Below are 13124 nucleotides of genomic sequence, written 5' to 3'. Positions count from 1 at the left end.
CACCGGAATATCGGTGCCGGTCTCGGTGGCCAGCGCCGCGCGTTTGGCGTCGGCGATCACCACCTTCGGCGCGGAATGCTCGAGGCCGTAGGCGATCTCGCGCGGCACCCACCACGCGTTGTAGCCGACCGGGATCGCACCCAATCGCTGCGCGGCCCAGAACGTCAGCACCCACTCCGGCGTGTTGGCGGCCAGAATGCCGACACGGTCACCCTTGCCCACCCCGTACCGTTGGGCCAGCGCCGCGGCCAGCGCGCCCGCGGCCGCGTAATGCTCGGCGAAGGTGTAGCGGGTCCGCGCGGACACCAGATACTCACGATCACCCAGCTCACGCGAGGCTTCCAGCAGCTCCAGCAGCGAACCGTGACGATGCTCGAACACCGGCATCGGCACCCCGAGCACCGGCTCGACCGCCATCTCGAACGGCCCACCCGGCCCGGTCAGCTTCCCGGCCACCTGCGCGGCCAGAGCCTGCAGATCAACAGCGTTGGTCATGAATCAAGTCCTCGAATCCGATTGCGCGAACCTTCGCAGCTTGCCCGAGTGAGGCCCGTCACGCACGTCCCCTCACTGTGTCGAAGGTCGCCTTCATGTAGGCGTCGGCCCGCTCGGAGCCGATCAGGCCGGGAGCCATGCGATTCATGGCGTAGGCGAACGTGACGCGGTGGTCCAGGTCGTTGACGACGTGCGCGCCGCCCAGCCCGTTCCACCAGCAGACGCGGCCGTCCGGCACCTGCGGCGCGGTCTGCGCGTGGGGCAGGCCGTAGCCGATGCCGAAGCGCAGCGGCAGCAGGATGGCCAGGTCCACCCCGTCGGACTGCTGCTCGAAGATGAGGTCGATGGTCTTGTCCGACAGGAACTTCCGGCCGGCCAGCTCGCCGCCATTGCTGATCACCGACTGCAGCCGGGCGATGGATCGGGCATTGCCGTGGCCGCCCATGCCGCCCAGCTCCGCCTGCCGCCAGCCCGGGGTCGCGCACTCGGCGAAGTCGAGCAGCGGCTGGAACAGCGTCTTGAACATGACGCTGTCCTGCGGCAGCAGCGACTGGTCGAACTCGGGGAGGTCCGGCGGCACCAGGGTGGCGATGCGGTCGAAATCGGCTGCGGGCGTGCCGATGTGGAAGTCCGCGCCCAGCGGCTGCGCCAGCTCCTCGGCGAAGAAGCGGCCCAGCGGGCGGCCGGTGACGCGCTTGATCACCGCGCCCAGCAGGTGGCCGTAGTTCATGGCGTGATAGCCCGAGACGGTGCCCGGCTCCCACCAGGGCGCCTGCGCGGCGAGGCGATCGGTGGCCGCGTCGATGTCGTAGATGTCCGACAACACGATCGGGGCCTCCCAGCCGGAGACGCCCGAGGTGTGCGAAAGCAGATGCCGCACTTCGATATCGGCCTTGCCGTTGGCCGCGAACTCGGGCCAGTAGTGGGCCACCTTCTGGTGCACGTCCAGCTCACCGCGGTCGACCAGCAGCAGCACGCTCAGCGCGACCATGGTCTTGGTGATGGAGAAGGTGTTCACCAGGGTGTCCGCGGTCCACGGCCGGGTCTGCTCCGGATCGGCCCAGCCGCCCCAGAGATCCACCACCGTTTCGCCGTCCACGGTCACGCACACCGAGGCGCCCAGCTCCGCGCCCGACTCCACCTGCTCGGTGAAAGCCGCACGGACAGACTCGAATTCGTCGGCACAGAATCCAGCCACGTCGCTCATCCTGACCGCTCCCTACGCCCGCACCAGCGCGCGACTGCGCACCGGCAGCGTGTTGCCCGCGGCGGCGGCCCGGCGCGCGCCGTCGGTGAGTTCCTTCTTCAGCTCGCGGACGTAGACGTCGAAGTCGATCTGAATGGTGTGCCGCGGCGAGTTGTAATAGCGCTCGGCGCGTTCGGCCTCCGCCTTCGCCACGGCGGTGTTCATATCCGCCTGCGACGGGAACCGGTAGTTGCCCGAGAGGTACGCCGCGACCAGCTTGGACTGCTGCTCGGCGAAGTTCACCAGGGTCGGCATCGGCTGGGCCAGGCCGAGATAGAAGAGATTGTCGATCTCGGGCTTCAGCATCTGACGCCACAGCGGCAGCTTGTTGCTCGCATCCGGTCGCAGCGCCGGATCGGTGAAGAACGGGAAGCTGATGTGATAGCCGGTGGCGCACACCACCGCATCCACCTCTTCGGACGAACCGTCCGCGAAGTGCACGGTCTTGCCGTCCAGGCGGGTGATGGCCGGCTTGAAATCGATGTCGCCGCAACCGACCCGGTGCAGGAACTCCTCACTCGCCGACGGATGCGCCTCGAAGGGCAGGTGATCCGGCTTGGGCAGGCCGTAATCCTCCATGCGGCCGCGGTTCTTGACCACGAAGCGCTGCTTGAGCTTGAGCGCCACCTTGGGTGGCATCCACGCGGGCACCACCTGGGTGTCGCCGACCTTGCCGCCGACGTACTTGGGCAGCACCCACACGCCGCGGCGGGCCGAGACCCACAGCTTCGAGGCGATGAACTTCTGCGACAGCTCCGAGGCGATGTCCAGGCCGGAATTGCCCATGCCCACCACGACGATTCGCTTGCCGCGCATGTCGATCGGGTCGAACGGGTCGTTGTAGGAGTGCGAATGGATCAGCGTGCCGTCGAACTCACCCGGGTAGTCGGGGGTGCGCGGATCCCAGTGGTGGCCGTTGGCCACGATCAGCGCGTCGTAGGTCTCGACGCGGCCCTGATCGGTGGTGAGGGTCCACAGGCCGTCGGCGCCCCGCTCGGCCGAGGTCACCTTGTTGTTGAAGATGATCCGGTCGCGGATGTCGAAGTGGTCGACGTAATCCTTGAAGTACTGGTGCAGCTGGCTGTGGTGCGGGAAGTCCGGCCATTCCTCGGGCGCCGGGAAGTCCTCGAACTGCAGCCGGAACTTCGAGGTGTCGATGTGCAGGCTCTGGTAGCAGGCCGACATACCGTTCGGGTTCTTGTAGTACCAGTTGCCGCCCACCTCGTCGGAGGCTTCGTAGCAGTCGAAGGGGATGCCGTATTCGGCGAGCCGCTTCGCGGCGGTGATGCCCGACGGGCCGGCGCCGATGATGGCGACCCGGGGCAGCTCACGATTGTGTGCAGATAGCGCAGCCAATTCACTCTCCTGGTTCGGCGACGGGTCTTGGAGCCCTGCCGGACGTGATGTGCCACACACGCTAACACTCGCTAGACAGCGTGTCTAGTGAGTGAACTTGCGTCTATTATTCAAGCGTGACCCGATCCGACGTAGACCACCCCGACGCACCCCGGCGCACTTCGCTGCGCGACGAACAGAAGCGGCTGACCCGCAGCCGGCTCATCGACGCGGCCAAACAGCTGTTCACCACGCAGGGGTACGCGCCCGTCCGCGTCGACGACATCGCCGCCGCCGTCGGCTGCAGTCGCGCCACCTTCTACCTGCACTTCACCGGCAAACCGGATGTGCTGCGCGCGATCGCCGAGCAGGGCACGCTGCCCAGCGTCCAGCACTTCTACGAGGACCTCGACCACGTGCTCGACACCGGCTCGCGGGAGGAATTCGCCGCCTGGATGCGGCGCGCCATCGACTGGTTCCAGGAGTACAAGGACCTACTGCCCGCCTGGGACGAGGCGACGACGCTGGAACCCGAATTCCGGGAAGTGGCACGAGAGGGCATCATGGCCCTTCCCAATGTCATGAGCTCCTACCTGTCCCGCTGGCCCGCCGACCGCCAGGACGAAGCGCGCCTGCGCGTGGAACTCCTTGTCGCCCAACTGGAACGGTTCTTCACCCGCTGGGCCATGCAGGGCACCATCGACGTTTCCGCCGAGGAAGCCGCGAGTGTCCTCACCGACATCTGGTTCCCGGCCCTGCAGACCCCGAAGGGCTGATCCCCCGGAGGGCTACTCCGAGATCGGCGTGACGCGGGCGCGGTCCAGTTCCCAGAACGCCCGCAGGGCAACAATTTTCCCCTCCGCATTCACGCGATAGACGGCGACGAGATCAACCTCGACGACGACCTCGGGGCGTGCGCTGCGAATGGTCCCGGTGAAGGCCGCTTCATCGCCGCACGCGAACGAATCGGCCCACTCGAATTCGATTCGGCTGGGCTCGATCGCTTTGTCCCAGAAGGCCGCAATGGCCTCGTGCCCCGAATGCCCCTCGCCCACCGGGTCATACGGGGAGATGCCGACCGGATCCTCGACGCGCGCGTCCGCCACGAAGAGGGCGAGCCACTCGGCCTTGCGCTTGGCGCGCACCGCCGCCTGCGAGGCGAGTCCGGCACGGCGGGCGGGATGTTCGAGCGACATCCCGCCATCCTGATCGCCGCCGCACCGAAGGGACCCGGCGAATACCGGTGAGCGAGACCGGCCAGGCTGCGGGACGGTACATAAGCGGAGCGCCTTAACCACCGTTAAGGAGTAGCCACTGTGGTGTGTATCACACAGATACGACTCGGGCCGACGCTATTCGGCGTCGGCCCGGAATCTGAAATTAAATTGTTTTGGAATTCAGTGGCCGGCGGCGGAACCGGTCCAGCCGAAACCCGCGCCCTGATCCGTCGGCTGGGTGTTGTTGACCAGCGCCTGGCACTGGTCATAGGTCTGGCCCGACTTGATGCACGCCGTCCACGGGTCGTAGATCGTGGGGAAATCGGCGGCGGCGGTGGCGGCCGGGCCGGCGATACCGCCCGCGATCACAGCGGCGACGACAAACTTCTTCACGTGGGGATCCTCCAGGGTCTTTACCGAATTGCGGTAAAGGTTGCCATGCGGATCGAAAATCACCAAGTGATAGGGGAATTGGGCGTTTCGGTTTCGGGCCGGGCCCCTAATGGACCGGGGCGAGCCCCTAATCCGAGCGGGCCCGGACCGTGCCGATCAGGCGACCCGGACGGCCGTCAGCGAATCTATCGCCGCGAAGTAGCGATCGGTCAGCAAGCGCACCACGGCCGGGTGCACACCGATCGGCTCGGCGACACCGTCCGCACCCGCCTCGTGCAGGCGCTGGTGGAACAGCCCGTGGGCGAGCAGATAGGAGGCCACGAAGACCCGCCGCGCGCCCGAAGCCCGCACCGCCGCAACCACTTCCGGCACCTTGGGCTCGCCGGTCGCGATATAGGCCAGATGGGCGGTGGTGCCGACGCGCTCCGACAGCAGGCGCGCCGCGCGCCGCACATCCCGGCGCGCCCGCGCGTCCGAGGAACCCGCGGCGGCGAACACCACCGCGTCCCCCGGCCGCCAGCCCGCCGCACGCAGCCGCAGGTGCATCACCTCGGCCAGCGCCGGATCCGGACCCATCGCCTGGGTGACCGCGACCGCGTCATGAGCACTCGCGGCCACCTCTCGCGGCACGTCCTGGTACACGTGGTAGCCCGAGGCCAGGAAGGCCGGAACCACCACGGCGGGAACCGGATCCAGATCCCGCAACACCTCGGCCGGGGAGGGTCCCAGCACATCCACGAACGCGGTGCGCACCCGCGGCGTACCGGCGATCGCGATCTCACGCAACGATGCCGATGCGGCCCCGAAATCGGCACCGGCACCTGTCTCGGCGACCCCGCCGCGGACACCGTGCGCGAGCGCCGACGCACCCAGCTCCCGCACTACAGCTCCCGCCAGTTCGGCGATCATCTCCACACCCCGGGCGCTCCGGGTGCCGTGCGCGACGAGCACCAGCGCCGGCGCGCTCACCACGCACTCCCGGCCGGACGGCCGGGGCGCGCGGCCACCGCGGGGCGGGCGGCGGAGACGGACTGCGCCGGGAAGCCCACCGGGCGGGCCGTCCCGTTCACCGGGGCGACCGGGCGGCGGGCCGCCGCGGCGGGCGGCGGGACCTCCGCGTGCGGCGCACGGGTGCCGGGGATGCGCGGCGGCAGCTCGCGGCGCGCGCCCAGACCCTGGGTGTGCGCCGGAACTTGCTGGCGTGCAGCCTGATTCGGACCCTCCGGGTGCGGATTGTCGGTGCACTCGGCGGGGTCCAGGGCCAGCCGGTAGCCGCGCTTGACGACGGTCTGGATGGCCTTGGGGGTGCCGAGGCCCGCGCGGAGACGGGCGATGGCGGTCTCCACGGCGTGGGTATCGTCGCCACCACCCGGCAGGGCGGCGAGCAGGTCCTCACGGGAGACGACCCGGCCCGGCTGGCGAGCCAGGGAACGCATGAGCGCCATGGGCGCGGGGGCCAGCTGGCGCACCTGGCCGTCCACGACGACGCAACCGCCGCGGACGCTGAGCAGGTGCCCGGCGGCCTGAATCCGGTTGGCGCGCCGGGGAAGTTCCTCGGCGACGTGGCGGGCCAGCGCGCCCAGACGGGCGCGGCCGGGCATGGACGTCGTGACGCCCAGCTCCTCCAGCGGCGCGGCCGTGATGGGGCCGACGCAGGCCGGCAGCACCCGGGTGCGGAAGGCGTGCAGGACGGCCTCCAGCAGCCCGGTCTCCTTGGCGCGCATGAGAAGTGACGCCACGGCCGGAGCGCTGGTGAAGGTCACGCAATCCAGTCCGGCGGTGACGATGCCCTCGATGAGGCGGTCCATGGGAGTACGGTCCTCCGGCGGAATCCACCGGTAGACCGGAACCGGAACCACATCGGCTCCGGCGCAGCGCAATACCTCGCAGAAGTCCGGCACCGGTTCCCATTCGGTGGTGGCGCCGTGCAACTGCACCGCGATCCGGACCCCCTCGACCCCCTGGGCCAGCAGGTGATCCAGCACCTCGGCGCTGGATTCCGAAGCGGGAGACCATTCTTCGCGCAGCTCGGCGGCACGGATGGCGCCCTTGGCCTTGGGGCCGCGGGCCAGCATGCGGGTCGAGCCCAGGGTGGCGCGCAGCTCCTCGGCCAGGCCCCAGCCCTCCGCGGCCTCCATCCAGCCGCGGAAGCCGATGCCGGTGGTGGCCACGGTGATCTGCGGCGGGGCCGCGACCAGCTGCCGTGTCACCCGCTCCAGCTCGGTGTCGTCGGCCAGCGGAATGATCCGGATGGCCGGGGCGGAAACGACATTCGCGCCCCGGCGGGCCAGCAGGGTGCCGAGTTCCTCGGCGCGCCGGGCGGCCGTGATACCGACCGTGAAGCCGGCCAGCGGGGTACCGCTGTCAACCTCGGTCATGCCGTACCGCCGATGAATTGGACCGGGTCGTTGGACACCGAGACCACACCGTCCGCGACGCGGACCGCATACACCGGCAAGGAAATGGAGTCATCGTCGAGGCAGCGCCCGTCGATCAGTGAAAAGGCCTGCTTGAGCAGCGGCGACGCCACCACCGGCACACCGCCGCGGTCGCCCACCAGGCCGCGCGACATGACCGCCGCGCGCCCGAAGGGATCGATATTGCCGACGGCGAACAGCGTCCCGTCGGTGGTAAGGAACAGCGCCGCCTGGCGGCCACCCTTCAACAGGACCGCCACGCCGCGGCCGGGAATCAGATAGTCCTGCCGGCAGGCCTGTGTCCAACCCGAAACGGTCGTGACTGCGGTGCCGGGTGTGTCGATCACGGTCATCGGTACTCTCCTCCGAACGCCCTACCTATTGGTACCGGCGCCCTGTTTCCTCGCGGTTAAGCAGTCATTTCCCGTGCGTGGCGGTCTCTGTGGCGTGGGTCGCATTGACCGGGATGTCCGGGATTCCGAGCAGGACGGGTACCTTGCGCTCACCGGTCTCGTCGAAACCGATGGTCGGGTCCGACTCCTCCGGCGCGTTCACGAAGGACACGAAGCGCGACAGCTTGCCCTCGTCCTCGAGCACCGCGGCCCACTCGTCCTTGTAGCCCTCGACGTGCCTGGCCATGGCCGCTTCCAGATCCGCGGCGATGCCCAGGCTGTCCTCGCAGACGACCTGCTTGAGGTAGTCGATGCCGCCCTCCAGGGCCTCCTGCCACGGCGCGGTGCGCTGCAGCCGGTCGGCGGTGCGGATGTAGAACATCAGGTAGCGGTCGATGTACTTGATCAGCGTCTCGTCGTCGAGCTCGCCGGCCAGCAGCACCGCGTGCTTCGGAGTCAGACCGCCGTTGCCGCCCACGTACAGGTTCCAGCCGTGCTCGGTGGCGATGACGCCGACGTCCTTGCCGCGCGCCTCCGCGCACTCGCGGGCGCAACCCGACACCGCCAGCTTCAGCTTGTGCGGGGAACGCAAACCGCGGTAACGCTTTTCGAGCAGCACCGCCATGCCGACCGAGTCCTGCTGGCCGTAGCGGCACCAGGTCGAACCCACGCAGGACTTCACCGTGCGCAGCGACTTCCCGTACGCGTGGCCGGATTCCATGCCCGCGTCCACCAGGCGCTTCCAGATCAGCGGCAGCTGCTCGACGCGGGCGCCGAACAGGTCGATGCGCTGACCACCGGTGACCTTCACGTACAGGTCGAACTCCTTGGCCACCTCACCGATGGTGATGAGCTGCTCGGCGGTCACCTCACCGCCGGGCATGCGCGGCACCACCGAGTAGGTGCCGTTCTTCTGCAGGTTGGCCAGGAAGTGGTCGTTGGTGTCCTGCAGCGAGGCCTGCTCGCCGTCGAGGATGTGCTCGCTCGAGGTGGACGCCAGGATGGAGGCGACGGTCGGCTTGCAGATGTCGCAGCCGGTTCCGGTGCCGTACTTGGCGATCAGACCCGAGAAGGTGCGGATGCCGGTCGACTGGATGATGTGGAACAGCTCCGCGCGCGACTGCGTGAAGTGCTCGCACAGCGACTTGGAGACCTCCGCACCCGACTGCTCGAGCAGCTTCTTGAGCATGGGAACGCAACCGCCGCAAGAGGTTCCGGCATTGGTGCAGCTCTTGATGGCCGGCACGTCGCAGGCGCCGTCGGCGATGGCGCCGCAGATCGAGCCCTTGGACACGTTGTTGCAGGAGCAGATCTGGGCGTCGTCGGGCAGCGCGTCCGCGCCCAGTTCCGCACCCGCCGGGGAGATCAGCGCGGCCGGATCGGCCGGCAGCGGGCGGCCGACGAGCGGGCGCAGCGCCGAGTACTGGGTGGCGTCACCGACCAGCACACCACCGAGCAGGGTCTGGGCGTCATCGGAGACGACCAGCTTGGCGTAGGTGCCCTTGGCCGCATCGTGCAGCACCACCGACAGCGCGCCCTCGGTCCGGGCGTGCGCGTCACCGAAGGAGGCCACGTCCACACCCAGCAGCTTCAGCTTGGTGGACAGGTCCGCACCCGGGAACTCGCCCGCGCCGCCGAGCAGGCGGTCGGCGACCACCTCGGCGGTGTTGTAGCCGGGGGCGACCAGGCCGTAGCAGACGCCCTCCACCGCGGCGACCTCACCGATCGCGTAGATGTTCGGGTCCGAGGTGCGCAGGCTCAGATCGGTCAGGACACCGCCGCGCTCGCCGACATCCAGCCCGGAGGTACGGGCGATTTCGTCACGGGGACGCACACCGGCCGCGAAAACCACGACCGCGGCGCGCAATTCGCTCTCGTCGGAGAACTTGACCGACAGCCGCTCGGCGACCGGCGCGCCCTCGACGGTCTCGATCGAGGAGGTGCCGACACCGGTGTGCACGGCCAGGCCCAGCTCGGTCACCAGCTTCTCGAGGATGGCGCCGCCACCCTCGTCGATCTGGGCCGGCATCAGCCACTTGTTGAACTCGACCACGTGCGGGGTCATGCCCAGCAGGCGCAGCGCGTTGGCCGCCTCCAGGCCGAGCAGACCGCCGCCGACCACGATGCCGACCGCGCCGGGACCGGCCGCCTCGGCCGCGGCCCGGATGCCGTCCAGGTCCTCGAGCGTGCGGTAGACGAAGCAGCCCTCGGCGTCGTGGCCCGGCACCGGCGGCACGAAGGCGTAGGAGCCGGTCGCGAGAACCAGTGCGTCGTAACCGATCACCTCACCGGTGGAGGTGGTGACCTTGCGGGCGATGCGGTCGATGGCGTCGGCCTTCACGCCGAGCCGGACGTCGACCAGGGTGTCGCCCTCGTAGTCGTTGCCGGGCAGCGCCAGCGCGGACGTCTCCCAGATGCCGACGTAGGAGGACAGGCCGACGCGGTCGTAGGCGGCCAGCTTCTCCTCGCTGAGGACGATGACCTGCCAGGTTCCGGCCTCGTCACGGGAGCGCAGCGCCTCCACGAAGCGGTGTCCGACCATGCCGTGGCCGACCACCACAACGGTTTTGCGTTCGATGCTGTGGGTCATGACAGTCCCTTTCGCGAATGGACGTCAGGCGCGAGCCGACGAGGTGGACGAGGAATCGGTTGCGGCGGAGCTGGTTTCGGCTTCGAGGACCAGAGCCTCGGCCTCGACGACGACATCGGCGTCGGTGGTTTCGGAGGTCAGCGAGCGCAGGCTCGGGCGGCGCATGAAGACCGCCCAGCAGACGGCCGCGCAGACCACGTAGAAGGCCATGAAGACCCAGAACGCGGTGGTCGCGGACTTGGTGGAGGCGTAGGAGGAGCGCAGCACCAGGTTGATGCCGACACCGCCCAGCGCGCCGATGGCGCCGACGAAGCCGATGAGCGCACCGGAGGTGTTGCGGGCCCAGGCCGCCCGGCTGGCCGAATCACCGTCCAGGGAGCGGGATTTGGCCTCGAACACCGACGGGATGATCTTGGTGACCGCCCCGTTGCCGAAGCCCGAGATGACGAACAGCGCGGTGAAGCCGACGATCATGGCCACCAGCACGCCGCCCTGCGGGTGCCCGGCGTGATCACCCAGGGTCGAGGCCACCGTGACCACCAGGGCCGCCACGGTCATGGCGCCGAAGGTGAGCAGCGTGACCTTGCTGCCGCCGATGCGGTCGGCCCACTTGCCGCCGTAGGGGCGGGCCAGCGAACCCAGCAGCGGGCCGATGAAGGCGATCTGCGCGGCGTGCAGGGTGGCCGCGGCGACGCTCGCGCCGCCGGCCTTGAAGCTGATCTGCAGCACCTGGCCGAAGGCGAAGCTGTAGCCGATGAAGGAACCGAAGGTGCCGATATAGAGGAAGGCGATGGCCCACGACTGCGGGACCTTCAGCGCCTTGATCATGTAGGACAGGTCGGCCTTCTGGTTCTTGACGTTGTCCATGTAGAGGGCCGCGCCCAGCGCCGCCACCACGATCAGGACCAGGTAGACCGCGCACACCACCGAGGCATTGCCGTAGTGGTTGCCCAGGGTGGCGATTACCGCCAGGCCGACCAGCTGCACCACCGGCACGCCGATATTGCCGCCGCCCGCATTGACGCCCAGCGCCCAGCCCTTGAGCCGCTGCGGGAAGAAGACATTGATGTTGGACATCGACGAGGAGAAGTTGCCGCCGCCGAAGCCCGCGAAGGCGGCCACGACCAGGAAGGTCGAGTAGGAGGTGCCCGGCTGGTTGACGAAGTACAGCGTCAGCAGCGTCGGGATCAGCAGCAGCAGCGCGCTCACGATGGTCCAGTTACGACCGCCGAACTTGGCGGTGGCCACGGTGTACGGGATCCGCATGAAGCCGCCGACCAGGGTCGGCATCGCGCCCAGGAAGAACTTGCCGGCCGGGTCGATGCCGAACTTGTCGGTCGGCATGAACAGCACCATGACCGACCAGATCGACCACACCGAGAACCCGACGTGCTCGGCGAACACCGACCAGATCAGGTTGCGGCGAGCGATGTCCTTACCACCGGCTTCCCAGGCCACGACATCCTCGGCATCCCAATGCTCGATGTCGCGCTTGCGGGTCAGCGTCGTCAACAAGAGGCCCTCCTGAAATCTGGATGGCCCCAAGGTAGGAAATCGGTATTGCGTCGATGCTGCGCGAAATGACCGGCAAATCAACGGTTGCTCACGAATATCGGGCAACCGGCGTGAGAAGTGCCCTATGTTTCAACCATGTGACACAAGGGTTTCCGGCGGCCACAAATCGCCAGGAAACGCGAAGAAACGCGTAACCGAGCCGGAAGTTGAGAGCCTTGCCACAAAATCATGGCCCCAACCTCACGGCTCGGCAACTCGAACGGTGAATTTATTTCCAGGTGTCCTCCAGCATCTGCGGCTTGCATGCCACCCAGGCGCCCGCCATCAGGATCAGGACCGCCACCACCAGGAAGCCGAACGGCGCCAGCCAACCCCCGGTCATCGTGTGCAGGGCGCCGAACAGCAACGGGCCCACGCATGCCACCGAGTAGCCGACACCCTGGGTGAAGCCGGACAGCGCGGCCGAACCGGCGCCGGTGCGGGTCCGCAGGTTGATCAGGGTCAGCGCCATCGGGAAGGTCGACGGGCCCAGGCCCACCGCCAGCACCCACAGCAGCGGGGCGCTCATCGGCGCGAGCAGCAGACCGGCGAAGCCGATGAAGAAGAACACCGCGCAGCCGATGACGACCGGGAACGGATTGGCCATGCGGCCCACCACGATCGGCGCGCTCAACGCCGCCACCAGGCCGATGAGGGCGAAGATGCCGACCATGCTGCCACCGAAGGAGGCGCTGGCGCCGGCGTCGCTGAAGATCGTCGGCATCCAGGTGAACAGCGAGTAGGTGATCAGCGAGGTCATGCCGAACATGAAGGCCATGCCCCAGGCCACCGGCGAACGCCACACCTTGCCGGTGGATTCGACCGCCTCCGAAGGCAATTCGGTGGTGTCGACGCGGGCGTGATCACGCCGCACCCGCAGCACCGCGATCCACGGCAGCGCGGCGGCGAAGGCCAGCGCGGCCCACATGCCCAGCGACAGCCGCCAGCCGTGCGCGTCCGCGACCGGCACCGCGATCAGGGCCGGGAAGACGGTGCCCAGCTGCACCATCACGATGTAGACCGAGCTGAGCGCGGCCAGCCGATCCGAGAAGTACCGCTTGACCAGGGGCGGGATCACCACATTGCCGATGCCCATGCCGGCCAGGGCCAGCGCGGAGAAGGCCAGCAGCTCCCAGGTCGCGGGCACCAGGGCGCGGATCACCGAGCCGACACCGGTCATGAGCATGGCCAGAAGGGCGGTCGTCTCCAGGCCCAGCCGACGCGACAGCACCGGGGTCAGCAGCCCGCCGAGGGCGAACATGGCGGTCGGCAGCATGCCGAACACGCCGACCACCGCGGTGGAGTAGCCGATGTCCTGCCCGATGCGGGCGGCGAGCGGAGTGAACGCGGTGACGGCGACGCGGAGGGTGAGAGCGGACATCACGATGGCGACGAGCACGAGCAGGCGGCCCTCGACCGCTCCGCCCCTCCGCGCTTGGGCGCGCTTCGACATTTCGGGGCGGAACCCGGTCGTCTCGCTCGGGG

The 13124-nt window shown here is 68.6% G+C and carries 11 protein-coding genes and 1 pseudogene; 1 reads left to right on the top strand and 11 read right to left on the bottom strand.

Features of this window, described 5'->3' with window-relative positions:
- The 3 genes from ACFXKA_RS13815 to ACFXKA_RS13805 form a co-directional block, all read right to left on the bottom strand.
- On the bottom strand, nt 1-495 hold a 495-nt coding region (locus ACFXKA_RS13815), incomplete at its 3' end, for an AMP-binding protein (RefSeq protein WP_379427447.1).
- Between the two features lie 58 nt (nt 496-553).
- On the bottom strand, nt 554-1702 hold the full coding sequence (locus ACFXKA_RS13810; protein WP_379427446.1) for a serine hydrolase domain-containing protein: 1149 nt from the start codon (nt 1700-1702) through the stop codon (nt 554-556).
- Between the two features lie 12 nt (nt 1703-1714).
- On the bottom strand, nt 1715-3097 hold the full coding sequence (locus tag ACFXKA_RS13805) for a flavin-containing monooxygenase (protein ID WP_379427445.1): 1383 nt from the start codon (nt 3095-3097) through the stop codon (nt 1715-1717).
- Between the two features lie 116 nt (nt 3098-3213).
- On the opposite strand from ACFXKA_RS13805, the gene ACFXKA_RS13800 reads away from it, so the two are divergent.
- Nucleotides 3214-3852, top strand: a complete 639-nt coding sequence (locus ACFXKA_RS13800) for a TetR/AcrR family transcriptional regulator (RefSeq protein ID WP_354834040.1) — start codon at nt 3214-3216, stop codon at nt 3850-3852.
- Between the two features lie 12 nt (nt 3853-3864).
- Here the strand turns inward: ACFXKA_RS13800 and ACFXKA_RS13795 are convergent, their stop codons facing one another.
- The 8 genes and pseudogenes from ACFXKA_RS13795 to ACFXKA_RS13760 form a co-directional block, all read right to left on the bottom strand.
- Nucleotides 3865-4272 carry a nuclear transport factor 2 family protein gene (locus ACFXKA_RS13795; protein WP_379427444.1) on the bottom strand — a complete coding sequence of 136 codons (408 nt, stop codon included), beginning with the start codon at nt 4270-4272 and terminating at the stop codon, nt 3865-3867.
- Between the two features lie 201 nt (nt 4273-4473).
- Complete coding sequence (locus ACFXKA_RS13790; RefSeq protein WP_354834036.1) at nt 4474-4749, bottom strand: hypothetical protein; 276 nt, start codon at nt 4747-4749, stop codon at nt 4474-4476.
- 93 nt (nt 4750-4842) lie between these two features.
- On the bottom strand, nt 4843-5655 hold the full coding sequence (locus ACFXKA_RS13785; protein ID WP_379427443.1) for a sirohydrochlorin chelatase: 813 nt from the start codon (nt 5653-5655) through the stop codon (nt 4843-4845).
- 263 nt (nt 5656-5918) lie between these two features.
- Nucleotides 5919-7064: pseudogene (locus tag ACFXKA_RS13780) on the bottom strand (uroporphyrinogen-III synthase); the annotation flags it as partial.
- Nucleotides 7061-7456, bottom strand: coding sequence for a nitrite reductase small subunit NirD (gene nirD, locus ACFXKA_RS13775; RefSeq protein ID WP_354834030.1), 396 nt, complete (start codon nt 7454-7456; stop codon nt 7061-7063). The pseudogene ACFXKA_RS13780 and the gene nirD, both read right to left, overlap by 4 nt.
- A 64-nt stretch (nt 7457-7520) precedes the next feature.
- Nucleotides 7521-10085 (bottom strand): nitrite reductase large subunit NirB, encoded by a 2565-nt coding sequence (gene nirB, locus ACFXKA_RS13770; protein WP_379427442.1) that lies wholly within the window; start codon nt 10083-10085, stop codon nt 7521-7523.
- 24 nt (nt 10086-10109) lie between these two features.
- On the bottom strand, nt 10110-11600 hold the full coding sequence (locus tag ACFXKA_RS13765) for a nitrate/nitrite transporter (RefSeq protein ID WP_379427441.1): 1491 nt from the start codon (nt 11598-11600) through the stop codon (nt 10110-10112).
- A 268-nt stretch (nt 11601-11868) separates the two neighbouring features.
- Complete coding sequence (locus tag ACFXKA_RS13760; RefSeq protein ID WP_379427467.1) at nt 11869-13092, bottom strand: MFS transporter; 1224 nt, start codon at nt 13090-13092, stop codon at nt 11869-11871.
- Nucleotides 13093-13124: the final 32 nt, after the last annotated feature.

The sequence above is a fragment of the Nocardia sp. NPDC059228 genome (genome assembly GCF_042754245.1).
Lineage (GTDB): Bacteria > Actinomycetota > Actinomycetes > Mycobacteriales > Mycobacteriaceae > Nocardia.
Note: the sequence above shows the minus strand (reverse complement) of the source record. Positions and strands in the feature narration are given on the sequence as shown.

Coding starts and splice junctions, on each gene's coding strand:
- nirB (WP_379427442.1), bottom strand. CDS start 10,085: ATGACCCACAGCATCGAACGCAAAACCGTTGTGGTGGTCGGCCACGGC.
- ACFXKA_RS13810 (WP_379427446.1), bottom strand. CDS start 1,702: ATGAGCGACGTGGCTGGATTCTGTGCCGACGAATTCGAGTCTGTCCGT.
- ACFXKA_RS13760 (WP_379427467.1), bottom strand. CDS start 13,092: ATGTCGAAGCGCGCCCAAGCGCGGAGGGGCGGAGCGGTCGAGGGCCGC.
- nirD (WP_354834030.1), bottom strand. CDS start 7,456: ATGACCGTGATCGACACACCCGGCACCGCAGTCACGACCGTTTCGGGT.
- ACFXKA_RS13795 (WP_379427444.1), bottom strand. CDS start 4,272: ATGTCGCTCGAACATCCCGCCCGCCGTGCCGGACTCGCCTCGCAGGCG.